Annotated in this window: 28 protein-coding genes; 16 read left to right on the forward strand and 12 right to left on the reverse strand. The window is 41.8% G+C overall.

Going from position 1 to position 26902, the window contains the following annotated elements:
* Positions 1-503: 503 nt before the first annotated feature.
* On the reverse strand, positions 504-1397 hold the full coding sequence (locus NBH01_RS13920) for a HEPN domain-containing protein (protein ID WP_250700157.1): 894 nt from the start codon (positions 1395-1397) through the stop codon (positions 504-506).
* A gap of 174 nt (positions 1398-1571) precedes the next feature.
* Positions 1572-2798: a YecA family protein gene (locus NBH01_RS13925; protein WP_250700158.1), complete on the reverse strand. Its 1227-nt coding sequence runs from the start codon at positions 2796-2798 to the stop codon at positions 1572-1574.
* Between the two features lie 150 nt (positions 2799-2948).
* On the opposite strand from NBH01_RS13925, the gene bla reads away from it, so the two are divergent.
* Genes bla through NBH01_RS13940 form a run of 3 tightly spaced genes read left to right on the forward strand, consistent with a single transcriptional unit; the run spans position 2949 to position 5798 of the window.
* Positions 2949-3830: a class A beta-lactamase, subclass A2 gene (gene bla / locus NBH01_RS13930; RefSeq protein WP_250700159.1), complete on the forward strand. Its 882-nt coding sequence runs from the start codon at positions 2949-2951 to the stop codon at positions 3828-3830.
* A gap of 27 nt (positions 3831-3857) precedes the next feature.
* Positions 3858-5234 carry a GNAT family N-acetyltransferase gene (locus NBH01_RS13935; RefSeq protein ID WP_250700160.1) on the forward strand — a complete coding sequence of 459 codons (1377 nt, stop codon included), beginning with the start codon at positions 3858-3860 and terminating at the stop codon, positions 5232-5234.
* Positions 5235-5255: 21 nt separating this feature from the next.
* Complete coding sequence (locus NBH01_RS13940; RefSeq protein WP_055217094.1) at positions 5256-5798, forward strand: HEAT-like fold family protein; 543 nt, start codon at positions 5256-5258, stop codon at positions 5796-5798.
* Here NBH01_RS13940 and NBH01_RS13945 read toward each other — a convergent pair.
* The 3 genes from NBH01_RS13945 to NBH01_RS13955 form a co-directional block, all read right to left on the reverse strand.
* Complete coding sequence (locus tag NBH01_RS13945) at positions 5793-6467, reverse strand: MarC family protein (protein WP_008760156.1); 675 nt, start codon at positions 6465-6467, stop codon at positions 5793-5795. The genes NBH01_RS13940 and NBH01_RS13945 overlap by 6 nt on opposite strands.
* Positions 6468-6682: 215 nt before the next feature.
* Entirely contained in the window at positions 6683-7147 is a 465-nt protein-coding gene (locus NBH01_RS13950) for a MaoC family dehydratase (RefSeq protein ID WP_004308264.1), read from the reverse strand.
* 106 nt (positions 7148-7253) lie between these two features.
* Positions 7254-7784: an SGNH/GDSL hydrolase family protein gene (locus NBH01_RS13955; RefSeq protein WP_048694918.1), complete on the reverse strand. Its 531-nt coding sequence runs from the start codon at positions 7782-7784 to the stop codon at positions 7254-7256.
* A gap of 110 nt (positions 7785-7894) precedes the next feature.
* Between NBH01_RS13955 and NBH01_RS13960 the strand changes: the two genes are divergently transcribed.
* Both NBH01_RS13960 and NBH01_RS13965 read left to right on the forward strand, forming a co-directional pair.
* Positions 7895-9541, forward strand: a complete 1647-nt coding sequence (locus tag NBH01_RS13960; RefSeq protein WP_196044863.1) for a pseudouridine synthase — start codon at positions 7895-7897, stop codon at positions 9539-9541.
* A gap of 81 nt (positions 9542-9622) precedes the next feature.
* Positions 9623-10600 (forward strand): fimbrillin family protein, encoded by a 978-nt coding sequence (locus tag NBH01_RS13965; protein ID WP_196044864.1) that lies wholly within the window; start codon positions 9623-9625, stop codon positions 10598-10600.
* 73 nt (positions 10601-10673) lie between these two features.
* Here the strand turns inward: NBH01_RS13965 and NBH01_RS13970 are convergent, their stop codons facing one another.
* Together NBH01_RS13970 and NBH01_RS13975 are read right to left on the reverse strand one after the other, a co-directional pair.
* Positions 10674-12032, reverse strand: coding sequence for an MATE family efflux transporter (locus NBH01_RS13970; RefSeq protein ID WP_062695515.1), 1359 nt, complete (start codon positions 12030-12032; stop codon positions 10674-10676).
* A 118-nt stretch (positions 12033-12150) separates the two neighbouring features.
* Positions 12151-12396: a hypothetical protein gene (locus NBH01_RS13975; protein WP_008760151.1), complete on the reverse strand. Its 246-nt coding sequence runs from the start codon at positions 12394-12396 to the stop codon at positions 12151-12153.
* Positions 12397-12481: 85 nt separating this feature from the next.
* Here NBH01_RS13975 and NBH01_RS13980 point away from each other — a divergent pair, with 85 nt between their 5' ends.
* The 3 genes from NBH01_RS13980 (at position 12482) to NBH01_RS13990 (ending at position 13960) form a co-directional block, all read left to right on the forward strand.
* Entirely contained in the window at positions 12482-12787 is a 306-nt protein-coding gene (locus NBH01_RS13980) for a nitrous oxide-stimulated promoter family protein (protein WP_196044865.1), read from the forward strand.
* A gap of 71 nt (positions 12788-12858) precedes the next feature.
* Entirely contained in the window at positions 12859-13590 is a 732-nt protein-coding gene (locus NBH01_RS13985) for an SDR family NAD(P)-dependent oxidoreductase (RefSeq protein WP_196044866.1), read from the forward strand.
* 100 nt (positions 13591-13690) lie between these two features.
* A complete protein-coding gene (locus tag NBH01_RS13990; RefSeq protein ID WP_008760147.1) occupies positions 13691-13960 on the forward strand; it encodes a zinc ribbon domain-containing protein in 270 nt (89 codons plus the stop codon).
* A 131-nt stretch (positions 13961-14091) separates the two neighbouring features.
* On the opposite strand, the gene NBH01_RS13995 is transcribed toward NBH01_RS13990, so the two are convergent.
* Positions 14092-14364, reverse strand: a complete 273-nt coding sequence (locus NBH01_RS13995) for a GNAT family N-acetyltransferase (RefSeq protein ID WP_048697787.1) — start codon at positions 14362-14364, stop codon at positions 14092-14094.
* A 10-nt stretch (positions 14365-14374) separates the two neighbouring features.
* On the reverse strand, positions 14375-15688 hold the full coding sequence (locus tag NBH01_RS14000) for a TIGR01777 family oxidoreductase (protein WP_070750144.1): 1314 nt from the start codon (positions 15686-15688) through the stop codon (positions 14375-14377).
* Between the two features lie 93 nt (positions 15689-15781).
* Here NBH01_RS14000 and NBH01_RS14005 point away from each other — a divergent pair, with 93 nt between their 5' ends.
* From NBH01_RS14005 to NBH01_RS14035, 7 genes are all read left to right on the forward strand, one after another.
* On the forward strand, positions 15782-17518 hold the full coding sequence (locus NBH01_RS14005; RefSeq protein WP_117979864.1) for a hypothetical protein: 1737 nt from the start codon (positions 15782-15784) through the stop codon (positions 17516-17518).
* Positions 17519-17647: 129 nt separating this feature from the next.
* Positions 17648-18034: a DUF3244 domain-containing protein gene (locus NBH01_RS14010; RefSeq protein WP_011109285.1), complete on the forward strand. Its 387-nt coding sequence runs from the start codon at positions 17648-17650 to the stop codon at positions 18032-18034.
* Between the two features lie 15 nt (positions 18035-18049).
* Positions 18050-18622: a DUF5025 domain-containing protein gene (locus tag NBH01_RS14015; RefSeq protein ID WP_117979862.1), complete on the forward strand. Its 573-nt coding sequence runs from the start codon at positions 18050-18052 to the stop codon at positions 18620-18622.
* A gap of 37 nt (positions 18623-18659) precedes the next feature.
* A complete protein-coding gene (locus NBH01_RS14020) occupies positions 18660-20258 on the forward strand; it encodes a hypothetical protein (RefSeq protein ID WP_117979861.1) in 1599 nt (532 codons plus the stop codon).
* Positions 20259-20643: 385 nt separating this feature from the next.
* Positions 20644-21483, forward strand: a complete 840-nt coding sequence (locus tag NBH01_RS14025) for a DNA-formamidopyrimidine glycosylase family protein (RefSeq protein ID WP_196045695.1) — start codon at positions 20644-20646, stop codon at positions 21481-21483.
* 32 nt (positions 21484-21515) lie between these two features.
* Positions 21516-22496, forward strand: coding sequence for a lytic transglycosylase domain-containing protein (locus NBH01_RS14030; protein ID WP_055217507.1), 981 nt, complete (start codon positions 21516-21518; stop codon positions 22494-22496).
* Positions 22497-22579: 83 nt separating this feature from the next.
* The gene (locus NBH01_RS14035; RefSeq protein ID WP_008760142.1) at positions 22580-23458 is read left to right on the forward strand and encodes an ion transporter; all 879 of its coding nucleotides are present in this window, start codon (positions 22580-22582) and stop codon (positions 23456-23458) included.
* Between the two features lie 33 nt (positions 23459-23491).
* Here NBH01_RS14035 and NBH01_RS14040 read toward each other — a convergent pair whose 3' ends face one another.
* A complete protein-coding gene (locus NBH01_RS14040) occupies positions 23492-23857 on the reverse strand; it encodes a ribosomal maturation YjgA family protein (protein WP_016268270.1) in 366 nt (121 codons plus the stop codon).
* Between the two features lie 187 nt (positions 23858-24044).
* Between NBH01_RS14040 and NBH01_RS14045 the strand changes: the two genes are divergently transcribed.
* Positions 24045-24713 (forward strand): MgtC/SapB family protein, encoded by a 669-nt coding sequence (locus NBH01_RS14045; protein WP_055217087.1) that lies wholly within the window; start codon positions 24045-24047, stop codon positions 24711-24713.
* 2 nt (positions 24714-24715) lie between these two features.
* Here NBH01_RS14045 and NBH01_RS14050 read toward each other — a convergent pair whose 3' ends face one another.
* Together NBH01_RS14050 and NBH01_RS14055 are read right to left on the reverse strand one after the other, a co-directional pair.
* Positions 24716-25489 carry a TIGR03915 family putative DNA repair protein gene (locus NBH01_RS14050; protein ID WP_070750147.1) on the reverse strand — a complete coding sequence of 258 codons (774 nt, stop codon included), beginning with the start codon at positions 25487-25489 and terminating at the stop codon, positions 24716-24718.
* A gap of 32 nt (positions 25490-25521) precedes the next feature.
* Positions 25522-26790, reverse strand: coding sequence for a putative DNA modification/repair radical SAM protein (locus tag NBH01_RS14055; RefSeq protein ID WP_008764634.1), 1269 nt, complete (start codon positions 26788-26790; stop codon positions 25522-25524).
* Positions 26791-26902 lie beyond the last annotated feature (112 nt).

A 26902-nucleotide genomic window follows, 5' to 3' on the forward strand; every position in this document is an offset into this window, starting at 1 on the left:
AAGTAAACCGGAGGCAGGAATAATAAATAATAAAGTAAACAGCTGCCAGGGTTAGTAATATTTCTAGTCAACACATAGCAGCTATTAGAGATAAACAAGTCAACCATTATTAGGGAAGTACAAGAAACCATAGTTTCAAAGGCTTGAAACTTTAGTTCCAACAGCTTGGAATCATTAGTTTCAAGCGTTTGGAACTATGGTTTCAAGCATTTGGAACTTTAGTTTCAAACTGCAAAACAAACTGTTTCAAGGTTTAGAAAAGATAGTTACATACCGTGATGAAATCAAAGACTTCAAAACATATCCCGAATCACAAATACAAGGGTGACAGCATAATTGCCATCACAGTGCTGTCACCTACTGCTGTCACATCATTAACTATTTATAATCTGATAGTTAGAATGAAATCGGTGACAGATGACAGATATATTCTTCTTTTTAATTTATAGGGAGTGACAGCTAAACGGATGCAAAGTTATAAGACTTTAAAATATTTCGTGTGTTCAACCATTTTCCGCCATCGCATTATATTCTGCAATTTTCTCTTTGCAAAGACGTTCAGTCATTTCCTTTAGAATCTCTAAACGTGAAATTAAGTATTCCAGCTGTTCGCTTGTAATTTTGTAATCTTTGTTATAGCGGGCCTCGATATAGGCTCGGCATAATAGATTAAAACACTCTTTTTCGCCATCCGTATTTTGAGGAAAAACCGTTACCAATTCCATCGAAAAGCGCTTTACCATTCCACCAAGGTCCTGAAGTCTGTGACTTTTCGGACGGTAATTCGTAAAAACCATCAATATAGTATTATAAAGTTTCTCACATGCTTGATGAAGCAGAAAAGCAAAAATCTTATTCCGCTGATCATTATGCAATGATAGTTTCACTAAATCAAGAAAACCACAAGCATAAGGATAAAGCTCACTAAATTCATTTTGTGCAATATCCCGAATCTCCCTAAAGCTCAATTTCCGTGGTTTAGCCAATTGACATTTGCCACTATCGTAAAGCAAAACTCCTTCCTTCACAATATCTGTAAAGAAATACTGGCTAACCTCTAGATTATTGTTAACCGTATTTATATGTTCGACAATGAATTGCGGAAAAGCGTGACGACGGTATTCAAACAAATCATGATATTTGTTAGTGATACGCTCCAGCTTTCTTTCTGCCCGCTTGACTGCTCCGTTGGTGATGACAAGAATATCATAATCACTCTGATACGAGGTACGGACACCGAACTCTATTTTAGTATCCCATAAAACATAATTACCCCTGGCATAACTCCCGAACAGGATAATCATCTGACAGTTATCGACGCTTTTGCAGACTAAGTCCAGCAGAACTGTCAGTTCTTCCTGCGTTCGCTTGGGCAAATGTTTTATAGACTTCTTCATGAACACTTATTTTGATGACCTTACAAAGGTAAGAACTTTACCATATCAAGCCAACAAGGATACCAAAAATCTTATATGAATGATCCATTTCAGACTGTTCATTTATTCGATGACGGAAAGTATCAAAGAACAGTCCGCCTATACCGACATAGCATCTCTACGAACAGTCCCTTTTCAGTTATCCCTACCGCAACATTTCTTATATTTCTTTCCGCTCCCACAAGGGCAAGGATCATTCCGTCCGATTTTCGTTCCGGAGAATGTATCATAAAACATACCATCAACCATTTTTTGCATTTCAGGAGTGATATCCATGCCTGCTGCTTTCATCGTTGGTCCGGCAACGATACGAGGAGGAGTTTTCACCGATTCACCCCTACCAAGTAAAGCAGATGCTTCGGTGGACGAGTGACCTTTCAAGAACCAACGGGGACAATCATTACAATAGTTTACAGCTATTCCAACCACTTCCTGAAGTTCTTGCATAGAAAGAACCTTCGTGTCTATTGCCGAAACAATAGCAGACATCGGATTTTCGTTCATCTGTATCGCATACCACAGCCACTGTATCTTAGCCTCAGCCAGTTCTTCATTATAACCTAATTTCCTCATCATAAACCCTTTCAGTTCATCCGAATGCGGATTGGAAATATAGAACACAGGCATCGTTCCAGCCGACAAAACCTCTTCGACGGTAAACTTCTTCAAACTTTTTATAGCACGATGTGCATATAATCTTTCCTCCAAGTCCTCAACTTCCAATAATAAGGGAGATCGAACATACATAACAGAATTATATATATCTTCCATATCAAACGTCAGTTGTCTCATCAACATTGAGTTTGATAAACCTTCAGCAATTTCGTCCTTTGTCATTGAGCCCTTCAAGTATCCGGTCAGTTGCTTCAAAAATTCCGTATAAGGTAAGAGACCATAAAGATTTAAAATTCCTAAAGCATACTGCTCCAGCAAAAAACGGCTGTTCTCTTCCGTCGATGTCAAAAACTTATCAATATGGGGAGCAACCGCTTCACGCAACTCATCACAAATCATATAACGAATCTTGTCTCCGTTCAAACTACACTCGACCGCAACAAAAGAAAGCAATTCTAATGTACTCGTCATTATCATGTTAGGTTCTTCCACATAGGTATTGGCTCCTGCTTTCACCAGTTTTTGAAGGAGCAACCATTCATAATGTGTCAACTGCGAAATCCATATATCCGGACAAGTAAGAACAGCTTCTGCAAGACAGGATACATACTCTTCTTTTCGCAATTTTGAAGGAACAGAAAGAAGAAGCAACTGTGCTATATCTTTCAATTCTTCTTTTGTACTCAATCTTAAACCATCCGCCAACTTCACCGACGATTTAAACAACTCTGAATGACATTTTAACATATAGAAGGCTTATTATTTTGTTTACCGACAAAAATAGATAATTCTTATGTAGGATTACTATTTCCAGATAAGTATTTGCTGATAAAATTAGTATTTATATCTTTGTGACTCTTAAGACCCAAATACAAACCAATTAATGAAAAAATTAGTATGCGCTCATTCATCCTGCTTCTCTGTCTGATCCCCACTATTATCTGTGCACAGAATCTTTCTCTTGAGAATCAACTCAAGCAAGCCATCCAAGGAAAGAAAGCTGAAATAGGTATTGCCGTCATTATCGACGGAAAAGATACGGTAACTGTCAACAATGACATTCATTATCCATTGATGAGTGTATTCAAATTTCATCAGGCGCTGGCATTGGCAGATTATATGGGAAAGCAGCAACAGTCATTGAACTTTGAACTGACCATAAAGAAAGAGGATTTAAAGCCCGATACTTATAGTCCGCTGCGGGATAGTTTTCCACAGGGAGGATTCAATATAGACATTGCGGATTTATTAAAATACACCCTGCAACAAAGCGACAATAATGCTTGTGATATTTTGTTCCAATATCAGGGAGGGGTAGATACGGTGAACCAGTACATCCATTCCCTGGGCGTTACGGATTGTGCCATTATCTGCACGGAAAACGATATGCACCAAGACGAAAGTCTGTGTTATCAAAACTGGACTACTCCGCTGGCCACCGCGAGACTTCTGGAGATATTCCGCAAAGAAGCACTGTTCCCGCAGGAATACAAAGACTTCATCTATCAGACAATGACAGAGTGCCAGACCGGACAAGACCGACTGGTTGCCCCATTGCTCGGCAAAGATGTAACGATCGGGCACAAGACAGGGACGGGTGACCGCAATGCCAAAGGACAACAGGTAGCCTGCAACGATATCGGCTTCGTCCTCCTGCCCGACGGACGTGCTTACAGTATAGCCGTTTTCGTCAAAGATTCCGAAGAGAATAATCAGGAGAACAGTAAAATCATTGCGGACATCTCACGTATCGTTTACGAATATGTGACACATCAATAAAGTATAAAAACGTTAAGTACGATTTATATGAAACTACATCATATCGCCATCTGGACTTTTCGTCTGGAAGAATTAAAAGATTTCTATGTCCGCTTTCTGGGCGGGACAAGTAATGAGAAATATATCAATCCCAAGAAGGGATTCGAGTCATACTTTATCTCTTTTGATGAAGGCCCCACTCTGGAGTTGATGAGTCGGGTAGATGTGCAGAATACCCCGATAGAAGAAAACAGGCGGGGACTGACACACCTTGCGTTCACATTTCCCAGCAAGGAGGAGATTCTTCGCTTTACGGAAGAAATGCGTTCCGAGGGATATACCATAGCAGGTGAACCACGCACTTCGGGCGACGGATACTTTGAGAGCGTTGTACTCGACCCCGACGGAAATCGTTTGGAATGTGTTTACAAGAAAGAACCGGAAACAGAAAGAGCCGAAACAGCCTTATCCCCGAATATCGAAACGAGGCGTCTGCTGTTGCGCCCTTTTCAGGAGAATGATGCAGAAGCATTCTTTGCCTGTTGCCAGAACCCCAATTTGGGAAATAATGCCGGATGGGCTCCCCACAAGACGCTGAATGAATCCCGTGAAATCCTTCACAGCGCATTTATAGGACAGGAAGGTATATGGGCTGTCACATTGAAAGATACACAGCAATTGATAGCTTCCATCGGCATCGTACCCGATCCGAAACGGGAAAATCCTCAAGTACGTATGCTGGGGTATTGGCTGGACGAACCGTATTGGGGAAAAGGATACATGTCGGAAGCAGTGCAAGCCGTGCTCAACTATGGCTTCAACGAACTACAGCTCAGCCTCATCACTGCCAACTGTTATCCGCACAACAAACGTTCGCAACAAGTGCTGAAGCGAAACGGATTTATCTACGAAGGAATACTTCATCAGGCAGAACTTACCTATAACGGGAATATATATGATCATGAATGTTATTACATTCCCAATATAGCACGCCCCACCGAACAGGATTACGACGAACTGATACGGCTGTGGGAGAAATCTGTCCGCTCCACGCACCACTTCCTGACAGAAGAGAGTATCCAGTTCTATAAGCCACTGATACGCAACCACTATCTGCCGGCAGTAGCGCTCTTTATCATCCGCAACTCTCACGGAAAGATTGCCGCATTCATGGGATTGAGTGATGAACTGATCGAGATGCTGTTTGTACACCCCGACGAACAGAGAAAGGGATACGGAAAGCGATTGATAGAGTTTGCCATCCGCCAGAAACAGATCGACAAGGTGGATGTGAACGAAGACAACGACCAGGCTCTCCGGTTCTATCAGCATCTGGGATTCGAGATCATCGGACGGGATGAAACGGACAGTATGGGCAAGCCGTATCCAATCTTGCACTTACAACTGACCGACGATAAAAAATAAGATACTGAACCCAAAATAGAAATGGACTTACGCACACAGCTAGCTACACGCTTCCATATAGAAAATATACGGGAACTGCTTCATTATATAAAAGAAGACGAACGGCTCAGAGAAGAAATTTACCGGCTGATCTTTGATGAGGATGACGTTGTCTCTTATCAGGCGTTGTGGGTCTGTACCCACTTCTCAAAACCTGAAGTAGAATGGCTGACTCTGAAACAAGACGAACTGATAGACGCGGCACTTACCTGCCCGCATTCGGGAAAACGAAGGATGTTGCTGAACCTGCTATGCCAACAACAGCTAGCCGACCCTCCACGAGTAGACTTACTGGATTTCTGTATGGAACGAATGGTATCAAAGCAAGAACCGGCAGGAGTGCAGTCTCTTTGCATCAAACTTGCCTATCAACTGACCTGCTCCATCCCCGAACTACAACAAGAATTGCGTACCATGCTGGAAATTATGGAACCGGAACTACTGGTTCCCGCTATTCGTTCAGTGAGAAGAAATACATTGAAAGCTATCCAAGCAAAGAAAAAGAAAGAACATCCGAACTCATAATATATTCAGATGGAATATCTGGGAAATACCTGTGACGGAAATCTGTATACCGATGCAAAAGGTAAAAAAGGCAACGAGCTTATTAATGATCTGATTTCCTACAGGTCCCAGCTTCTGAATGATCCTCTGTCCCTGTGAAAGAAACACATAGAGTATCCCCGCCATACAAATAATGACCAGCGCAATGACCAGATAATTGATTCCGGTATGCAACAGTTTGCCTTTCACACTGGCAGATGCCATCAAAGTAAAGATCACGGATATACTGCCCGGACCGATACTGATAGGAAACGTGATAGGATAAAATATCTTCTGTTCGATGCTCTTCCACTTGAAGCTGTCCACATTCTGGCTGGTCCCTTCTTTATCGGAAGAATTGGAATCACCCAGCAATTCTATCGCTGTCTTGCAAATGAGTATTCCACCACCCAGTTGAATCACGGGAATCGCCAGACCGAAAATCAATAAGAATAAATGACCTATCAGCAAAGTGCCTACACCGATCATTATAAAGTTAATGGTTAGTTTCTGAATAGCCGTTTTTCGTTGTGAAGGATCAAGGTTTGCAAAGAATCCATTGACGACAAAACCGTTTCCTAAAGGATTGATTACCGGAAACAATGCCATAAAAGAAGATGAAAATATGATTAAAAGACTACTTAAAGACATAACGCTCACTTTTTAATTGCTTCATGATTATTTGAATACATATATAATACGTAAAACACTCAGCGGCGCTTATGGATGCCACAATGAGGACAAACCTCTTATTATTTTGATATTTTAACCGATTTCCGTGTATTTACATATTTTGCATCCAATAAATAAAACAAAAGGCCGCTTCCTTTGCAGGAAACAGCCTTATCTTATCTTTTCGTCGTTACTCAATTAAAATAATACAGGAACACAGCAATCCCTTCAAGGGCTTTCTTCGGTTGATCCTTAATCTCAATTGCAAACTTGATTTCAGCTTTTGCCACACCGCGCAGATTGGTCAGTGAGTGTAGAGTAGTTACCAGACGAATGCTCTGTCCGGACAAAACAGCCTGACCGAATTTCATCTTATCCATCCCGTAGTTGATCATCATTTTCAGATTGTTCACCTGAATAATCTGATTCCACAGGTAAGGAAGCATGGAAAGCGTCAGATAACCGTGAGCAATCGTGCTATGATACGGACTGTCTACTTTTGCCCGTTCTGTGTCTACGTGAATCCACTGATGGTCCAGTGTCGCGTCTGCAAAAAGGTTAATACGTTCCTGAGAGAGTTCCACATAATCGGAAACACCTATTTGTTGCCCTACCAGCTTTTCAAATTCTTCGTACGAGTTGATAATAACTTTTTCCATCGTCTCATCGTTTTATGGGGGTTATACATATTGATTAATGGGGCAAAAATAGGAAAAATAAATGATATGCCACCTATTTACATGACAAAAGCGTTAACATAAAATTTCATAGATGCTCCTGTCCGTTGAATGCCTGCTTCAGCGCCGTACTTAATATCCGATACCCTTTTCCATTCAAATGCAGATCGTCAATAGTCAGCTCCGGATTTAATCTGCCGTTCATCAGTAATTGATCAAAAACATCCAGATAAATGACGCCTGTCCCTGTCAGTTTTGCAACTATCTTCTCATTCAGCATACGGATGAACTTGTTCACAGCCGTACTATAATCATCGTAATCATTACGGGGAAAAATACAAAAGAGATAAGTTTTAACCTTTGGAACCGCAAGAACAGCTTTCACATACCGCTCTACATAATCGTCCGTATTTTCTTCATTCAACTGATAAATGTCATTGCTCCCGAACTGAATCACTACCTGGCAGTCGGATGTATCTTCATGGAAAGACTCGACATACGCCAGCCCTTCTCCGGGAGCGCCGTAGTTCAGACATTCCCATTGAGGGAAATATACATTCAGTGCCCAGAATGCCATGTGGCTGTTACCTACAAAAGCGAATTTTGGTTTGTCTTCCATTTTATTCCTCTTATTGTTCTATATTCATTCCAACTACAGAACAAATATAGAACAAAATTCGCGGATTTGCCTTACTTTTGCAATCAATAACGATATTCAGATAAGAGTCAATGATACATTTTTTCGACCAGCCGGTTTCACATATTGCACTACCGGAAAGGTTTACATATCCTTTCAACTATACTCCTCATCCGCTATGTGTATTAGCGGCCGAAGAAGTCAAAGCCTATATTTCGACAAAGAAGGAGTGGCTAGAGGAACTGACTCTCGGAAAAATGTTCGGAGTACTGATTGTACAAACCCAAGAAGAATCTTCCCCTATCGGTTATCTTGCTGCTTTTTCCGGCAATCTGGCAGGAAAGAATCTGCATCCGTATTTTGTCCCACCTGTTTACGATTTGCTGCAACCACAGGGATTCTTTAAAATAGAAGAAGAACAAATTTCGGCTATCAATATCCGTATCAGTGAATTGGAAGTTAATCCTCATTATCTGCACTTAAAAGAAAAACTGGACAGGGAAACGGAACAAACAAGGCTGGCTCTTATTCAAGCCAAAGAGGAACTAAAGACAGCAAAGAAAGAGAGGGAACTTCGCCGCAAGTCATCCCCTGCCCTGTCCGAAGAAGAACAGGACGCACTTATTCGTGAAAGCCAATATCAGAAAGCGGAATTCAAGCGATTGGAACGGGGATGGAAAGAACGAATCAAAACGCTGGAAGAAGAGGTTATCACCTTTGAGACGGAAATAGAAAAACTAAAAAACGAACGGAAGCAACGTTCGGCAGCCTTGCAGCAAAAGTTATTCGAACAGTTCCGTATGCTGAATGCGAAAGGAGAAATAAAAGACTTATGTACTATCTTTGAGCAAACCGTACACAAAATTCCCCCTGCCGGAGCAGGCGAATGTGCCTTGCCCAAATTGCTGCAATATGCCTACCTTCACCAACTGAAACCATTGGCTATGGCCGAGTTCTGGTGGGGAGACTCTCCGAAGACGGAGGTACGGCATCACGGTTATTATTACCCCTCGTGCAAAGGAAAATGCGAACCGATTCTGCAACATATGCTGCAAGGACTGGAAGTAGACGAGAATCCACTTTCGCCCCATGCACACAGAAAGGAAGAATTGGAAATTGTTTTTGAGGACGAATGGCTGGTGGTAGTCAATAAACCATCCGGTATGTTATCCGTTCCCGGAAAGGAAGAGGAGACGGATTCCGTTTACCATCGTGTAAAAGCTAAATATCCGGAAGCTACCGGTCCGATGATTGTACACCGGCTGGATATGGCTACTTCGGGGTTGTTACTTGTCGCCAAAACTAAGGAAGTTCATCAACACTTACAGGAACAGTTCATCAACCGTAGCATCAAGAAGCGGTATGTAGCCTTGCTGGACGGAAATAAGCAAAATGTGCAACTCGAAGAAACAGGAACCATCAATCTTCCTCTTTGCCTCAATCCGCTAGACCGCCCCCGGCAAATGGTCAGTGAAGAATACGGCAAGCCGGCAGTTACCGAATACCGGATTCTGAACGATTCCGATAAGTACATACGCATCGCCCTTTATCCATTGACAGGACGTACCCACCAACTACGGGTACATGCCGCCCATCATCAAGGATTGAACTGCCCCATTCTGGGCGATGAACTCTATGGAAAAAAGGCGGACAGACTCTATCTCCACGCTGAATATATTGAGTTCCGCCATCCCGTTTACGGTGATATCATCTGTATACAGAAGGAGGCGGAGTTCTAAAAATAGTTTCTTCCGATATGAACTAAATTCTTTTTGAAATGTATATAGGAGTAATTACTAACTTTCAAAAAGAACCTGACTATGAATTTTAAGTTTCGAATTACAAAGTATCTGGCTGTATCCGCACTGGCGGTACTGCTGCTAGGAGCCTGCTCCAAAAACAACATTTATATGGATGTTGCCTATCCCAACGGAGAAGAAAATAATGGCGGAGAAGAGGGCAACAATGACAATCCTGACAAAAAGGATGCACTCATTACTTTCAGTGCTTCCGTAGAAGGAAGAAATATAACGCGTGCCATGTCTCCGATGGGAAAAGGATTGCAGAGCTGGTTATGTGCCTACCCTTCCAATACCACCAATACGATAGAGGGCGAGCCTGTCGGTGAAGGCAACTATATCACTTCTTCTCCCGGAGTGTTGACGGGACTACAAAGTTATAAAATGTATCTCAGTAATGATATCTATAGTTTTTATGCTGTTTCCTGTAATTCCAGCAACCCCGCTCCTACCTTTACCAACGGCAAGTCCGAAGCATTATCCAATGGGGTGGATTATCTGTGGTGGCACGCCCTGCATCAGGATGTGACCAGTTCACAAGTCAACATTCCCATCACTTACCAGCACGTAGCCACTCAGGTTGTGATAACCATAACGGGAGGTGAGAATATTACGCTCAACAAAGTACTCTCCGCCACTATTACTCCCACGAAACCGGGAGCTTTCATGGATCTGTCAACAGGGATCATTTCTTCAGAAGTCAGTTATGACAAGCCAGCCAACATGGGAATCAATGATTTCACGGTTCAATATATCATGCTTCCGTTGAAAAGTTCCGACCCGATGGCTTTAACAATGGAATTGATGGTCAACGGAGAAAGTTTCTCACGTACTTACAATACGACCATTACCCCGCCGGACAATATTCTGGCTGCCGGAAATTCATATCTTTTCCGTGCAGTGATCAACGAAAACTCTGTATCATTCGGTAACGTAAGCGTAAAAGACTGGACGGATGTAGATGAAAGCGGTAACCCGCTGTATCCGATACAAGACTAAAATATGATTAAAGTGTGTGTCAAAAGTAACTAAACTCCCCTACGGGTATATTGACTTTTGACACACACTTTAATTATGCAACGGCACTTGTCAGCACCTGACGTTTCAACCTGCGATAAACATAAATAAATGCAGGTATCAAAAACAAATCAGCCGCTATCCATGCCATCGGATCACCGTAACAAACAGCGATAAATCCGAAAGCTGGCACGGCATAAATACTGACGAGAATGCGTGCAATCATCTCCGACACTCCCGAAAACATGGCAAGATTAGTATATCCCACTCCCTGAATGGTATAGCGCAGGATACAAAGTAACCCAAGCATCGGGAAGAAAGAGACTGATATATGCAGGAAAAGTTCTGTTTTCTCCAGAATCTCAATTTCCGACGGATCGACAAAGATCAAGGCAAAAGATTTGGCTCCCACCATCAGAATCAAGAAAGTGACGGCTGTATAGATAACCATCATCAGCGTGCTGGCTTTAATCCCCGACCAAATACGTTCAGGCTTTCCGGCACCGTAATTCTGACCGCTAAAGGTAGCCATAGCCATCCCCAGGCTCTCCAACGGACAAAGGAAAAACATCTTGATACGCATCGCAGAAGTAAAAGCTGCCACACACGCCGTACCCAACGCATTATTCGCACTCTGAAGCATGATACTGCCAATGGCCGTAATGGAGAACTGCAATCCCATAGGAACGCCAATCGAAAGCAACGTCTTCGCCAGCTTCGACTGATACTTCCGTTCTTTTGGCGTGCCCCGCAGAATATCAAACTTCCGATACATATAAACGTAACAAAGAAAAGCGGAAACTCCCTGCGAAAAGACCGTAGCAATGGCAGCTCCCATCACTCCCCAACCCAGTACCAATATACAGAATAAATCGAGAATAATATTGAGCACCGTAGCCAGCACCAAGAAATAAAAAGGTGTCTTGCTATCTCCCAAAGCACGGATAATGCTCGACAACAGATTATAAAAGAAAGTACAAGGTATCCCGATGAAAGTAACAAGCAGATAAGCATACGCTCCTTCAAAGATATTCTCCGGTGTGCGCATCATCTTCAGGATATCCGCGCAATAAATACTGGTAAAGATAGCTATGACCACAGACATCACAACAGCAAGTTGCAGACTGACGGAAATGTAACTGCGCATCGTACTATAATCCCTCGCCCCAAACTTCTGTGCCACGGGGATACCGAATCCTCCACAACATCCGTTACAGAAACCCAGAATAAGAAACACAACGGATGTACTAGCCCCGACAGAGGCTAATGCATTAATACCCAAAAACTTTCCTACGATTGCAGCATCAACAAGCGAATACGTTTGCTGCAACAGATTGCCGAACAAAAGCGGCAGAGTGAAATTAAAAATCAGAGGTAATGCCGGCCCTGCCGTCATCTCTTTAGAAGTTGCCATACGTCTATGTCCTAAAAATTGGCTGCAAAGATACAGAAAAATCCGGTTGAAAGATTCTAATCCCGCACCCTCTTTTTATTGACATAAATCAAAAAAAAGACGAAGTGCCGGAAACTGTCTATCTCTTCACCAGCCTTTTCGGCGAACCATGCCAGGAACAACCCAGACAATAAACTTCCGTCAAATCAAATCCATCGGTAGAAGCAGCCGGATCTTTAGGCACAACTTCTCCATTTTCGAGTACATAGACCAAAAGGCGCTCTTTACGGTCATTCACCACATATAGGGCAGCAATCTTGCATTGCGGACATAATAACTTTCTCATGCCGCAAAGATACGCATAGTTTCCAGCAACGGCAATCATTCCAGTGGAAGTTCTTTGCAGAATATGCGATCAGTTTATTATCTTTGCCGAAGTGAAGCCAGCCTCCAAAGCCAAAAGAAAACAAATGGAAACAGATAAAAAAACGCGTATCACTCAGGAAAAGAGAACCGTAGAGATCATGATCCGTCTCTATTGCCGGAAGAAAGAGAAGAATGCAACTCTTTGTCCGGAGTGCGAAGAGTTGCTCCGCTACGCACATGCCCGTCTTGACCACTGTCCGTTCGGAGAGAAAAAAAGCTCGTGCAAGAAGTGTCCCGTACATTGTTATAAGCCTGCCATGCGCGAACGGATGCGGGAGGTTATGCGGTTCTCCGGTCCCAGAATGTTATTCTATGCCCCTTTAGAGGCGATACGCCATTTATTCTCCTGAACGATAAAGCTATCCTAATGAATTCTAAATAGAAGAGTAATGAAAAAATTGACTATCTTTGTTCCAAAAAGATGAAACGAGCCATTATCATAGGCGCCACCTCCGGTATCGGAAAGGAAGTTGCCCAACGCCTCCTGTCCGAAGGATGGCAGATCGGCATAGCAGGAAGACGCCAGTCAGTTCTCGAAGATTTCCGGCAAATCGCACCAGAACAGATAAAAATTCAGTCACTGGACGTCACTCAGGAAGACAGTGCCGGAAAGCTGAATGCGCTTATCCATCAATTAGGCGGTATGGATTTATTTTTGCTCAGTTCCGGCATCGGTTTCCAGAATATGGAATTGAATATGGAAATCGAGCTGAATACCGCACGTACCAATGTCGAAGGTTTCACACGAATGGTGGATACCGCTTTTTCCTATTTCAGGAACAATGGAGGCGGACATCTTGCGGTCATCAGTTCGATTGCCGGAACCAAAGGTCTGGGAGTTGCCCCTGCCTATTCTGCAACGAAGCGTTTTCAGAACACATACATCGATGCGCTTGAACAACTCGCCCATCTGCAAAAGTTAGACATTCACTTTACCGATATTCGTCCGGGATTTGTAGCCACCGACTTGCTGAATGACGGAAAGCATTATCCTATACTGATGAAAACCGACCAGGTAGGCCGCGACATTGTACGTGCACTTCATCGGAAACAGCGGGTAGCTATCATTGACGGACGTTATCGTATTCTCGTATTCTTCTGGCGAATGATTCCCCGATGGATATGGAAACGTTTGCCGGTGAAAACAAAATAGCAAGATCGGATAACTGAGAACTTATTGAAAGTAACTATATTTGTAAACAGATAAAAGAGAATTATTTATCATGCTTTTACTCACTTAAAATCAATAAAAGATGGAACAGAAAATTTGTCAGTGTTGTGCTATGCCGATCGATGAAACGACATTCGGAACAGAAGCAGACGGCAGCAAGAATGAAGAGTATTGCCAGTATTGCTATGCAGACGGGCATTTCACCAAAGAATGCACAATGGATGAAATGATTGAACTCAACCTGAACTACCTTGAGGAGTTTAACAAGGATTCGGAAGTAAAGTACACTATAGAAGAGGCGCGGGCAACGATGAAAGAGTTCTTCCCTCAACTAAAGAGATGGAAACAATAAGCTAAAAAGGGACTGACCCGAAAGTTCTTCTTCCAAACGTTTCTTTGTCACAAAAATATGGACAGTGTCCAAATATCCATTGCAACAAAGAGAAAATGACTTTTCGTACTTTTAGGTCAGCCCCTGTTTATTCAACTACTCGCATTCATTTCCGGATGGCGTTCAAGCCATCTCACTGCATAGGAGCAGGTAGCTTTCGGCTTCATCCCGTTGGCGAGTGCAAAGTCATAAGCAGCTTTCACCAGTGCAGCAGCAATCCCCCGTCCTTCTATAGGTTTGGGGACAATGGTGTGAATAATATCGAGATAATCACCTAACAGGCGATATTCTACAAAAGCGGTGCGACCGTCGACTTCCGTCTTGAACAGTTTCTGTTCGGGCTGATGAGTAATTTTGTAATCCATAATGTTTATTTTAAAGTTGTTCAATCCATTGTAGCCGATTCGTATCATAGCCACGACGTTCGGCGGCAGTTACTAATTTCTTTTTTATATCCTCCGGCAGTTGGGGCGTCCGACTCAATATCCAGAGATATTTATCGGTACTGCTGCCAATAAGAGCATAATTGTAATTCTCCTGGTCCAATTCCATCACATAATAATCGGAATAGAAATTCAAGAAAAAAGAGACTTTCAGTTTACCGGGCTGTGCAGGGTCGGGAATCTTGGCGTGTCCGGTGGCTGTTCTACAAATATCGTAAGGGGAATTGCGTTTATATCCCCGATTCTCAACACGAATTGTTCCATCGGAACGGAGGGTATAAGTAGCGGTCACTTCCATAAGCCCACGTTCGAAACGATGATCATAACGGGCTATCTCGTACCAAAGCCCCATATAGCGTTTCAGATCAAGCCGATCTACCGTACTGTGATCTGTCTCCTCAAACAACTTCTCTATGGTAGGAACGGAAAAATGGAATCCGGCTTCCAGCAAGCGTGTAGGACGCACTCTCTGTCCGGCTGTCAGAAAAGAGGCGGCTTCACCGTAGAGCAAACGAAAGACCGCTTGCGGAACAATCAAAGTTGTCCACGCATGATACGCCTTTCCCATCGCACGTGTAAACGTGGACTGTGAAACTGCTTGCGGAGCAACTAGATTGAAAACACCTCTCAACTCTTCATTTTCAATAAAGAAGGCCATGGCACGACAAAGGTCACGAATATCTATCCACGGAAAAGGTTGCGTACCCGGTCCTATAACGGCGGCAACCTTTGTTGCGCGTAGCGGGCGAAGCATCTGTTGCATCGCTCCCCCATCGGAAGAAAGCACTACACCGAAACGGGTAATGACAAGCCTGGTCGGTTGCGGACAACGCTTCGCTTCCTTCTCCCACGCATAACAAAGATCGGACAGGAAACCATCACCACGAGTCTGTGTATACTCGTCCGATTCCACCAAAGAGGGGTAATACCCTACAGCAGAGGCCGAAATCATGAGTTTCGGTTTGGTTTTGACTGCATTCAAGGCACGGATAATGCGGTGTGTTACCGTTATCCGGCTATTGAAAAGCTCTTGTTTATGTTCAGGCGTCCAGCGCTGATTGATAGGAGCGCCTGCCAAATTTATAATGACATCACAATGCGTCAGCGTCTGAACCAAAAGTCCGGACATACCTTCCCGAAACATCGCTCTTCCCAAAGGAATGATCCGGTGTCCCCCCTTTTCGGTCAGATAGTTAGAAAGATGTTTGCCTATATATCCGGTGGCTCCGGTCATTGCTATATTCATCTTGATTCTCCGTTTTTAACTATACTAGAGAAACGTATTAAAAGCAGAAAAAGTTCTTTTATTTATATAGAATAAAATCATTCTAATAAATAAATGTTATCTTTGTGCCACATGCAAACAAATAAAAAGACAAAACTTGTGGTCAAAATATGCTCTATTCTATTTCTAGGGACATTTTTGTTCTGCGCCTGCTCTTCAAGAGAACGGACCGAAACATCATTTTTACAAGCTGAATCACTGCTAGAAGAACACCCCGACAGCGCATTGCAATTACTTCAAACATTGCCTGCATTACAAGAGCTTTCTCACAAAGAATCCGCCCGCTATGCCCTACTTTTAGCGCGGGCAACAGATAAATGTGAAAAATCACTGCTACCCTGTGATTCATTACTGAACCTAGCTTTGAATTATTACGATAACGACGAGAAAGAGCGAGCTGTAGCTTTACTTTACAAAGGACGATTGGAAATAGAAATAAATAGTACAAAGGAGGCTATTGCCCATTTGCAAGAAGCGCTGACTATATTGAAAGACTATCCAAAAGAAATAGAGATCAAACGGCATACGCTCAGTTCGTTAGGAAACCTTTATTTCGACGTTAATTACTATGACGAGGCGTTTAAAGCATATCGGGAATTATACAAATGTTGCATCACAGATAAAGATAAATCTGTAGCACTAAACAGTTTTAGTTTATATTATTGCACACAAGACCAAAAAGATTCGGCAATAATAATCCAACGTAAAGCACTTGATTATGCGTTAGATTCAGGTGACTCTTCTATGATAGGCATATCCGAATTCAATCTAAGCATTAATTACGATGAATTTGAAGAACCTGATTCGGCATTGTATCATGCACGCAATGCCATTAAATGGTTTCCAAAAGGAAAGATTCCAGGAAGTTATTATGGTCATCTTGGAAGCTTGTTGTACGAAAGAGGAGAAAATAAAGACTCTGCCATCTATTATCTCAATAAGAACTTAGAAGATACTAAAAATATAGCAGGCAGAGGCGCTACTTTATTAAGTTTGTATGATATTGAAAAAGATCTAGGAAACTACAAAGCTGCATCTGCCTATTTAGAAGAACATGTAGAAATTTTAGATTCTATGTATAGTACAGAACAATACAGCGAGCTACAACAACTCATTAATAAATATAATATCAAAATCCATATTAGGGAAGAGCAAATAAAAGAGCAACATCGACTCCAGCTCATTATCGCACTCTTCATTTTTTGTTGCTTACTTATTATATTATTCTATCAATACCATATTAACAAAAGAAAAAGAATACAACTTATATATCAACAGAATTTAAAGCAAACCCAATATAAACTATCTTCAATGCAGACTATTATTGAAGATAATCAATCAATAATCAGTTTGCTGCAAGAAGAACAGCGCAATCTGAAACAAGACCAAGCGAATAAGATAGATGAAATACAGGAAAGAGAATCTACAATAGAAAGACTTAGACAAGAAAAGCATGAACTGAGAAATTGGTTATTTACCCAAAGTGATATATACAAGAAAATTATCGCCCTTTCGAAACAAGAAGTATCTGACAAAAAAGCAATGAAGGTATTAACAAATGCAGAACTAAAGAAACTCCAAAAGATTATTTTCGAAATTTATGCCGATTATATATCATACTTACAAAAAAAGTATCCCAAGTTGACTGAAGAAGATATTTTATATCTCTGTCTAAATGAAGCAAAATTGCAACCTCTAACTATTGCACTTTGTTTCGGTTATAACAATACGCACCCCATTAATCAACGCAAATTAAGGATAAAAGAGAGAATGAAAGACGAAGAAATGTAAAGTGTGACCAGCTTTTTACTATCTCATTAGTTATCAAGATATTACAAAACAGCAATGTGACTGCAAATATTATCCATCTATACTAATACTCCATACCTTTGCCTCCATAAATCAATAAAAGAATTGAATATGAAAGCAAAGTTTTTATTTATCTTATTATCGGTATTATTTATTATACCAACAAGTGCAGCAATACTAAATAAGCATAAGCACAAAATTCGACTTACCTCATTTACTCTAAGGAATAAGGCAACAACTCGTTCCCCTATTGAATTTAATATAGATGTACAAGAAACCAACAGTTGCTTGCAAATTATCTTTCTGTCACCTCTGCCGGATGCAGAAATTACTATTACAGATAAAAACGGGAAAACCGTAGTTCATGAACCACCCACTTTCATAAACAAAGGTAAAACATTGTATATAGAAACTCCAAATGGTTATCCTTATACAGTAAAGATTATCTCTCCCATAATGGATATAACAGGAGATATTATAGAAGAAGAAAGCGAATAAAACAATAAAAATAAGATGAAACTAAACATTTATTTAATCGGAGCATTTTTCGGAATGTTTATTCTAGCATCATGCGACAACGATGATGATGAAACTCCCGTTCCTAAAGATGATTCATGGTATTGGGGATACTTTAAAGGGGAGATAAACGGAAAGGAAATATCTCTGGAAAATGAAGCTCATACTGATTGGTCTGTTCATTCAGTAAAAACAAGTGCATCTCCTCCTAATAACGATACCGATTCTATAAGGGGAATGATGACAAGCATAAAGTACGGTGAGGATGAATTACTTAGCATAACCATCTATCATTTACATAAAGGAATACGTTATATAACAAAATCAACAAAAACAGATTGGATATATGATGGAATTCAAATAACACGTGATACACATAGTGATAAATATGAGGACAAATATATTTACTATATCCCCCAAAAAGAGAAACCATTCCAAGTAGAAATTACTAAATCTGCCTATGCAGACCAATGGCATCCTATTATTGAAGGAAATCTTAACGGAGTGCTTTATCGTTCAGATAACCCTAAAGATTCTATTATAATCAATGGTTCATACGGAACCAGATAATTTTTATCTATTACTAACTTTTATAAAAACATGTATTATGAAAAAGATTTTATTAATACTCGCAAGTGCTTTTTTCATGTTTTCGTGTTCTCAAGAGGAAGGAACTTCTCCTATCAACGAGAATACAAGTAATTTACCAGTATCGGCAACAGCCGATGCGCAACTCAAATTTGCCAAATTGTTATCACAAGCCGCCTCCGGTAGTATCGAAGTACGCAACTTCTTGAAAAAAGAAGCTTTAGTACAGTTTGACAATGACTACGACATTTTCTATCCATTAATTAAAGATAAAAAAGTATCTGGCAACCAAAGTTTTAGAGATATATTATTATCATACTGCAAAGAAGAAAACGAATTGAGTCAAATTGAGCAATCTCTTCCCTTGTTAAACATAATGGTTCCAGATCTCACTCTATTTTGGGACTTCAATGCCACAACATGGGATACAAGTGATAAAGAAATATCAGTATTGTGTAGAGATGACAAAAACAACACACTATATGAAAATGGCGAAAACATTGGTAATATGACAAACGGAGATATTCCTGGTTTCCCTTGCCTTGTTGTGAAAAACAATGAACGCATGAAAATTACTAGTGTTAATACAAGATCAGGAGAGGCTACTTATGAATTTATAAGTGATGCTTTTGATGGGAGCAAAAAGGTGCAAACCCGGCATTATGATGCTGATAATGATTTAGAAGCAACCGAAGATTTGAATAAATATGTTAGTAAAGATGTAGTAGCCACAGCTATTAACGCTTGGCGAGAATTCAAAAACGTCCCTAATGCCTGCCAAAGAGATTATATTTATTATGGTATCAATAAAACAAATACTCCTGGAAGCTTAAATAGAAATATCAGAGAAAAATTATACCGATTTAGAATTAGTGCTACTGCATTTGGAAGAATCGCAGATGCCGACGGTGATCAAAGATTACAAGACTTGACCCAAACTAAACGTTACCTTTCAAATGAAGAAATTCTTCAGAATATATGGACAGATGGAAATTTCGAATTCCGATTCAAGTCCTATATTGCAGGAGAAACAAATAAAGATGCGATGGAACATTTGCTCACATTTTCCGTAAAAGCAAAAGATGTGTTCTCCATAGAAAAGATACATCTTCATCATAAAAACGGTACCGCATTTAGACAATCAAAGAATTTCTATTCAGTAGATATCAACAATTTAAGATCAAAATGGATTTATCCGGAAAAACTTGAACCCAATAAGGATAACCAAGTTTTCACATTACCATGGGATTTATACAACAAAGCTCTTTCCATTCATATGTATGTAGAAGAATTCGATGTTGATCAGACAATAGAAAAAACAATAACTGTAGTAAATGAATTTACAAACAAAGCAGACTTTTCTATCGAAGGAGGCGGAAGCATAGATAGCGTCAAATTATCTGCCAAATTAGGATATGGTTTTTCACACACCAATACCACAACTAGTAGTACTAAAGTTACAACTACAGTCGGTTCTGACGAATTAGGAACTCTTTCCTTCTTCTTCTATGACCCTATTATCAGAGCAGAATCTAACAATACCTATAAACTATATGACGTATCTAGCGGTGATGTGACAGCAACTATCTTACCGATTAATCTTATTATTACCAGATAAAAGATATAAATACAACATCTATAGTTTATAAAATTACGCTGATAAGATACTTACTGACTATCTATAAGCCATCTATATCAAATAAAATAACTAGACTTTAACTTGATATTCAGAACATCGTGGAGGAAATTAAACTTTAGAACAAGTTTGAATCCTTCACTTTGTTTTGAATATTTATATATACGCTTTGCAAAACTCATATACTTTTCCTCCAACCACATATAGTCATTATCCTACACAAGAAATCGAGATTTCATTTCTTAACAGTGATAATAAAGGCCAGATATTGCAGCAACCTGATTTTGTTCCACCGGATTTGTTTAGTTCTGACTAATAAATATTATATTTGCATGAGAACATTTATAAAATCAGAAATAGAGACTATATGATAGAAGCACCCGAAGCCCGTTATCTCTGCGAACAACTCACTGAGACAGTTGTAGGAAAAAGAATATCAGATGTATTTATTCAATTCAGCCCTCACAAATTCGCTTGGTTTAACGGCAATTCCGATGAGTTTGCCGAATGGTTAGTCGATAAGAGGATAAACAGTGCGCAGTCTCAGGGAGGTATGGTAGAGATTACAATAGAAGATAAAGTGCTCGTACTCACGGACGGAGTAAATCTGCGCTATCTGACTCCAGGGACCAAGCTGCCGGCCAAACATCAGTTACTTATTGCATTCGAAGATGAAAGCTGCCTTATAGCTTCCGTGAGAATGTATGGCGGACTCATGTGCTATGACAAGAATGCTGCTACGGGCGTACTATCCGAATATTACCGGACAGCGAAAAGCAAGCCACAGGTCATGTCGGACGCTTTCAGCAAAGAATATTTCCTCGGACTGATTAATGATGAAAGTGCGCAGAAGAAATCCGCCAAAGCTTTCCTGGCTACCGAACAGACTGTTCCGGGACTGGGAAACGGTGTCTTACAGGACATTCTGTATCATGCCCACATCCATCCAAAGAAAAAAATAGCAGCATTAACAGACAAAGAGAAAGAAAATTTGTTCTATCAAGTAAAGGAAACCATGAACGATATCTACCGACAGGGTGGACGAAACACGGAATCGGACCTGTTCGGAGAAAACGGCAAGTATACAGCTTGCCTCTCTAAAGACACGGCAGGCAAAGCCTGTCCCCGTTGTGGAGAAACCATTGTCAAGGAGAATTATCTTGGCGGTAGCATCTATTACTGCCGTGGTTGCCAGATATTGGAATAAGAACCAATCAAATGACTAAAAGAAAACAGAAAATGAAGAAATTTACCAAGATCAACTACATTCTAACCTTTATATTAGTGTTCTGCATCGGAGCTACCCTGCCTATTCTGATCGGTAGCAGTCATGTAGACGAACAGCATTCCGCCAAATCGGAAGTGCCTTATTGCGTCACCTCACCTACAGTTCCCGAGCAGGTGACTTTTGACGGAGAGACAATCGACCTCCGCCGTTACGACCGCCGCGAGCGGATGGACCGGGAGATGATGGCGTTCACCTATATGCACTCCACCACCATGCTGCTAATTAAGCGTGCGAACCGTTACTTCCCGATTATAGAACCGATTCTGAAAGCGAACGGTATCCCCGACGATTTCAAATATCTGATGGTCATCGAAAGTAACCTCAACAACATAGCCCGCTCTCCGGCCGGTGCAGCCGGATTATGGCAATTCATGCCTGCTACCGGACGCGAATTCGGACTCGAAGTAAATGAGAACGTAGACGAACGTTATCATATCGAAAAAGCAACGGTAGCCGCCTGCAAATATTTCAAGCAGGCTTATGCCAAATACGGAGACTGGATGGCTGTATCTGCCGCCTATAATGCCGGACAAGGACGAATTTCCTCTCAACTGGACCAGCAACTTGCCAGCCACGCAATGGACTTATGGCTGGTAGAAGAGACTTCCCGCTATATGTTCCGCCTGCTGGCAGTCAAAGAAATATTCAAGAATCCTCAGCGATATGGATTCCTGCTGAAAAAGGAACACTTGTACCCGCCTATCCCCTACAAAGAGATAACGGTCACCACCCCCATTGCCAACTTAAGCGATTTTGCCAAACAGCAGGGAATCACATACGCCCAACTTCGAGATGCGAACCCTTGGCTACGCGAACAAACCCTAAAGAACAGGACCGGAAAAACATACGTTCTCCAGATACCTACACAAGAGGGAATGTACTATGATCCAAAGAAGACGGTTGCATATAACAAGCATTGGGTAATAGATTAATGTAATAGGTAATAAGTAGCAGGTAATAAGTAATAGGTAAAATACAGGTTATTGGGATATTGGCCTGTTAACTGATTATTCTCATGAAACTAAAAGAAAGAATCCATTATTTTATGAATGACCAAAAGCTGAAACATAAGCTGTACGTCATCATCTTCGAATCTGACACTCCTTCGGGAAAGCTGTTTGATGTGGTTCTTATCGGCTGTATCCTTGCCAGTGTATTATTAGTCATTATAGAAAGCCTGAAAGGGCTCCCTTCTTATCTGACTACCCCATTTGTCGTAATGGAGTACCTTTTCACTGCTTTCTTTACTTTTGAGTATCTGACACGAATATATTGCTCTCCCCGCCCGAAGAAATACATATTCAGTTTCTTCGGCATTGTTGACCTGTTGGCTACCTTGCCGCTTTACATCGGTTTGATCTTTCCGGGAGCACGCTATCTGCTTATCATCCGTGCATTTCGATTGATACGGGTATTCCGTGTCTTTAAGCTATTCAATTTCTTGAATGAAGGCGAACGACTGCTCACCGCACTTCGGGAAAGTAGTAAAAAGATTGCGGTCTTCTTTCTGTTTGTTGTGATTTTGGTTACTTCCATCGGAACGTTAATGTATATGATCGAAGGAACTTTGCCCAATTCTCAGTTCAACAACATTCCGAACAGTATCTACTGGGCTATTGTCACAATGACCACCGTAGGATACGGAGATATAACTCCTGTCACCGGACTGGGAAAATTTCTTTCGGCTTGCGTCATGCTGATCGGTTACACTATCATTGCGGTACCTACCGGTATTGTGTCCGCCTCCATGATGAAGGAATATAAACGGAGAAGAGACAAAGAATGTCCGAACTGCCATCGGTCAGGGCATGAAGACAATGCGCAGTTCTGCAAGTATTGCGGACACGATCTGAATCCGACTTCAGAAAACGAAAATAAAGAGAGCGTACAATAAGCAATCGCCAAACAAGAGAATCAGTTATTCCAATTAACGTCGTCTGAATATTTGCTCAAACAGAAAGATAAAGATACATCCTGCTCCATAGCAGACAATATCTTTCCAATCGAACGTGGAGCCCAGAATGATTCTTAATGCACGGTTGGTGATTCCCAAAGTTTCCACTAACTGAAAATATTGCAGTACTTCGACAAAACAAGCGAACAGGAAAACGTAAAACGACAGACGGGGAACCCCTGTCGGGATAAATATACGTACGAAACTATATACCAGCACCACGACCAAAGCATCTCCCATATAAGGACGTATGAAACTATCACGTATATACAACGCTATGAATACCTCTATACAAAATATTACCAAAAAACTAATGATGTAAAATATCCTTTTCTTCATTTCTTATTCAGTCTTTGGCGCAATGCATGGTTTTGTTTGCGAATATACGATAAAATGCAGATGCTACATTCAAATATTACTAAATTAATAGCACAAAAAGAGAAAAGAATTGTATATTTATAGAACTAACCGTTTTTAAAGAAAAAAACAGAAGAAACAAACAAAGAAAAGAAAGGAGACCGAACCTATGATGTTGAACGTTGATTTTATGTTAAGATTACTGGTGGCAGGAATACTGGGAGCCATCATCGGACTGGACCGTGAATATCGCGCCAAAGAAGCCGGATACCGCACTCACTTCCTCGTATCATTGGGGAGTGCCCTGATCATGATCGTTTCGCAATACGGATTTCAAGAAATCATCAAAGAAAACAGTGTGACGCTCGACCCTAGCCGTGTAGCGGCACAAGTAGTCAGCGGCATCGGATTCATCGGTGCAGGAACCATTATCCTACAGAAACAAATCGTCCGTGGACTGACCACAGCCGCCGGCATATGGGCTACAGCCGGCATCGGTCTGGCAGTCGGCGCGGGAATGTACACCATCGGCATAGCCACTACCGTACTGACTCTGATCGGACTGGAACTGCTCAGCTACATCTTCAAGAGTGTAGGCATGAAAAGTTCGATGATCTCCTTCTCTACTAACAACAAAGACAGCTTGAAACAGATAGCGGACAGATTTAATTCAAAAGATTATATGATTGTCTCTTACGAAATGGAAACACAGCATTCGGGTGAAATGGAATCTTATCAAGTCACAATGGTCATCAAATCAAAACGGAACAATGATGAAGGACATTTACTTTCGTTGATGCAGAAATTTCCGGATGTGACGGTGCAGCGGATAGAATAAGCCTACTTCTGCTTCTCCGTCAGATACTTCCAGTAGCGGACAGGCATATCCTTTTTATGCTTCCTCGGATTCATGCGTTCTTTAATGCAGATAGCCTTGAAATACGTTTTCCAGAGCTTCTGAAAGATCTTCTCATTTTCATCCATCAAGCTCTCGTCCAGCATCCCCGTAATCAGATGAGCTTCCCGGCTGTCGTCATCAAAAGAAATCGTAGTCACTTCCTGCAAATCATAGTAAAAGCCATAACGCCGCTTCATATCATAGATAATCCACTTCTGATCGGCAAAACGATCTTTGAAATGCTGGATGGTAAGCGGTAAGGCATTATACTGCGGTTCGAAGGCAGCAAAGAACGTACCGTCCGCCGCTTTCTGAAAACGCACGAACTGCATCAGATGCATCCGTTCGCCATCCACCTTCTTCCATATCTGGGCAAGCAGAAGCACATCCGGATCGCCGAAGTTAGTCTCGATAGAACGGGGAGCGTCGATCGCCTTACGAATATAACGAAAGATAACCATCCCTATATCCGGCAATTCCGACAACCAACACTGGGTGAGGCAGCCAAGCGCGGAAGAAGAGACTTTCTTCTGCAAGCCACGCCACACACGGGCGGCTTTCTCTTCATCGGTGACCACCGTATGCAATTCATCATAAAACAAAGGCAAAGCATCCCCTTCCGATAACAGGAAATCGGGAAAGGTCTTACGAAAATAAGCGTCGAAGACAGCAGTCAGCAGACCATCAAAAGTTTTATCGTAGATATAGACGTTCATTATCTTCCGGTTTACAACATCTGAAACTCCATTTATTCCCCAAAATCCAGTATCAACTGGCGGTCGTCCACCTTCTTCTTAGGCTTCGGAAGCAGCAGACTGCGTACCCGCTGCGGAGAAAGCTCATTCACCGTCTGCATCTGCAAAGGCAGTTCCCTGCACGTAATGAAGTACTGCGCTTTTTTCATCACCACGCCTATCTTCTTCAACTCATAAAAGCCCAGACGGGAAAAACGACGGGATGCCACAATCAACTTAGCTGACTTCACCCCGATGCCCGGGACACGGAGCAACATCTCATAATCCGCCTTATTGATATCGACAGGAAACTGTTCCGGATGACGCAAAGCCCACGAGAGCTTCGGGTCTATCTCCAGATCTAGATCAGGATATGCGTCATCTACGATTTCATCCACTTTAAACTGATAGAAACGTAGCAGCCAGTCCGCCTGATAAAGACGGTTCTCACGTACCAGAGGCGGTTGTTTCAGTGCAGGCAGGCGTGTATCGTACGTATTCACGGAGACATATCCGGAGTAATAAACACGCTTCATCGTCGGTCGCCCATAAAGTGCCGACGAAAGGTAAAGGATATCTTTATCCGACTCGGAGGTAGCCCCTACAATCATCTGCGTGCTCTGTCCCGCAGGCGCAAAACGGGGAGCATGACGGAACTTCTGCCGTTCTTCCTTGCTTTCCAACACGCCTTGCTGGATATACTTCATCGGAGCGAAAACACTCTTATGATCCTTTTCGGGAGCTAACAGTTTGAGGTTCTCTTCTTTCGGGATTTCTACGTTGACACTAAGGCGGTCGGCATACAGCCCGGCTTCATTCACCAGTTCCCGGCTTGCTCCGGGGATGCTTTTCAGATGAATATATCCGTTAAAGCGATGCACCTGACGCAAGTCTTTCGCCACACGCACAAGCCGCTCCATTGTATAATCCGGACTACGGACCACACCGGAACTAAGAAACAAGCCTTCGATATAATTGCGCCGGTAGAATTCAATCGTCAGCTCTACTAGTTCGGAGACGGATAACGTGGCGCGAGGCAGATCATTACTGCGCCGGTTGATACAGTAGGCACAGTCGTAAATACAATAATTGGTCAGCATGACTTTGAGCAAGGAGATGCACCGTCCGTCTTCGGCAAAGCTGTGACAGATTCCCCAACCACCTACGGTATTGCCCAGCATGCCCGGTTTGTTGGAGCGCACTGTACCGCTGGATGCACAGGATACATCGTACTTGGCCGATTCTGCAAGTATCTTTAGTTTAGTGAGGACATTTTCGTTCATGGACCCAATCTGATTACAGACGCAAATATACGATTTAAATCGGAATGCCGGTTGATAACGAACCAAATCACTCGTATTTTGTTCTCTATAAACAAAACAATCAGACTTTATA

Source organism: Bacteroides sp. B1-V-101 (assembly GCF_023656585.1).
Classification (GTDB): Bacteria; Bacteroidota; Bacteroidia; order Bacteroidales; family Bacteroidaceae; genus Bacteroides; species Bacteroides thetaiotaomicron.

What these genes read in the sequence shown, in the direction of transcription:
- NBH01_RS13920 (WP_250700157.1), bottom strand. Translation starts at nt 1,397, where the DNA reads ATGAAGAAGTCTATAAAACATTTGCCCAAGCGAACGCAGGAAGAACTG.
- NBH01_RS13925 (WP_250700158.1), bottom strand. Translation starts at nt 2,798, where the DNA reads ATGTTAAAATGTCATTCAGAGTTGTTTAAATCGTCGGTGAAGTTGGCG.
- bla (WP_250700159.1), top strand. Translation starts at nt 2,949, where the DNA reads ATGCGCTCATTCATCCTGCTTCTCTGTCTGATCCCCACTATTATCTGT.
- NBH01_RS13935 (WP_250700160.1), top strand. Translation starts at nt 3,858, where the DNA reads ATGAAACTACATCATATCGCCATCTGGACTTTTCGTCTGGAAGAATTA.
- NBH01_RS13940 (WP_055217094.1), top strand. Translation starts at nt 5,256, where the DNA reads ATGGACTTACGCACACAGCTAGCTACACGCTTCCATATAGAAAATATA.
- NBH01_RS13945 (WP_008760156.1), bottom strand. Translation starts at nt 6,467, where the DNA reads ATGTCTTTAAGTAGTCTTTTAATCATATTTTCATCTTCTTTTATGGCA.
- NBH01_RS13950 (WP_004308264.1), bottom strand. Translation starts at nt 7,147, where the DNA reads ATGGAAAAAGTTATTATCAACTCGTACGAAGAATTTGAAAAGCTGGTA.
- NBH01_RS13955 (WP_048694918.1), bottom strand. Translation starts at nt 7,784, where the DNA reads ATGGAAGACAAACCAAAATTCGCTTTTGTAGGTAACAGCCACATGGCA.
- NBH01_RS13960 (WP_196044863.1), top strand. Translation starts at nt 7,895, where the DNA reads ATGATACATTTTTTCGACCAGCCGGTTTCACATATTGCACTACCGGAA.
- NBH01_RS13965 (WP_196044864.1), top strand. Translation starts at nt 9,623, where the DNA reads ATGAATTTTAAGTTTCGAATTACAAAGTATCTGGCTGTATCCGCACTG.
- NBH01_RS13970 (WP_062695515.1), bottom strand. Translation starts at nt 12,032, where the DNA reads ATGGCAACTTCTAAAGAGATGACGGCAGGGCCGGCATTACCTCTGATT.
- NBH01_RS13975 (WP_008760151.1), bottom strand. Translation starts at nt 12,396, where the DNA reads ATGATTGCCGTTGCTGGAAACTATGCGTATCTTTGCGGCATGAGAAAG.
- NBH01_RS13980 (WP_196044865.1), top strand. Translation starts at nt 12,482, where the DNA reads ATGGAAACAGATAAAAAAACGCGTATCACTCAGGAAAAGAGAACCGTA.
- NBH01_RS13985 (WP_196044866.1), top strand. Translation starts at nt 12,859, where the DNA reads ATGAAACGAGCCATTATCATAGGCGCCACCTCCGGTATCGGAAAGGAA.
- NBH01_RS13990 (WP_008760147.1), top strand. Translation starts at nt 13,691, where the DNA reads ATGGAACAGAAAATTTGTCAGTGTTGTGCTATGCCGATCGATGAAACG.
- NBH01_RS13995 (WP_048697787.1), bottom strand. Translation starts at nt 14,364, where the DNA reads ATGGATTACAAAATTACTCATCAGCCCGAACAGAAACTGTTCAAGACG.
- NBH01_RS14000 (WP_070750144.1), bottom strand. Translation starts at nt 15,688, where the DNA reads ATGAATATAGCAATGACCGGAGCCACCGGATATATAGGCAAACATCTT.
- NBH01_RS14005 (WP_117979864.1), top strand. Translation starts at nt 15,782, where the DNA reads ATGTTATCTTTGTGCCACATGCAAACAAATAAAAAGACAAAACTTGTG.
- NBH01_RS14010 (WP_011109285.1), top strand. Translation starts at nt 17,648, where the DNA reads ATGAAAGCAAAGTTTTTATTTATCTTATTATCGGTATTATTTATTATA.
- NBH01_RS14015 (WP_117979862.1), top strand. Translation starts at nt 18,050, where the DNA reads ATGAAACTAAACATTTATTTAATCGGAGCATTTTTCGGAATGTTTATT.
- NBH01_RS14020 (WP_117979861.1), top strand. Translation starts at nt 18,660, where the DNA reads ATGAAAAAGATTTTATTAATACTCGCAAGTGCTTTTTTCATGTTTTCG.
- NBH01_RS14025 (WP_196045695.1), top strand. Translation starts at nt 20,644, where the DNA reads ATGATAGAAGCACCCGAAGCCCGTTATCTCTGCGAACAACTCACTGAG.
- NBH01_RS14030 (WP_055217507.1), top strand. Translation starts at nt 21,516, where the DNA reads ATGAAGAAATTTACCAAGATCAACTACATTCTAACCTTTATATTAGTG.
- NBH01_RS14035 (WP_008760142.1), top strand. Translation starts at nt 22,580, where the DNA reads ATGAAACTAAAAGAAAGAATCCATTATTTTATGAATGACCAAAAGCTG.
- NBH01_RS14040 (WP_016268270.1), bottom strand. Translation starts at nt 23,857, where the DNA reads ATGAAGAAAAGGATATTTTACATCATTAGTTTTTTGGTAATATTTTGT.
- NBH01_RS14045 (WP_055217087.1), top strand. Translation starts at nt 24,045, where the DNA reads ATGATGTTGAACGTTGATTTTATGTTAAGATTACTGGTGGCAGGAATA.
- NBH01_RS14050 (WP_070750147.1), bottom strand. Translation starts at nt 25,489, where the DNA reads ATGAACGTCTATATCTACGATAAAACTTTTGATGGTCTGCTGACTGCT.
- NBH01_RS14055 (WP_008764634.1), bottom strand. Translation starts at nt 26,790, where the DNA reads ATGAACGAAAATGTCCTCACTAAACTAAAGATACTTGCAGAATCGGCC.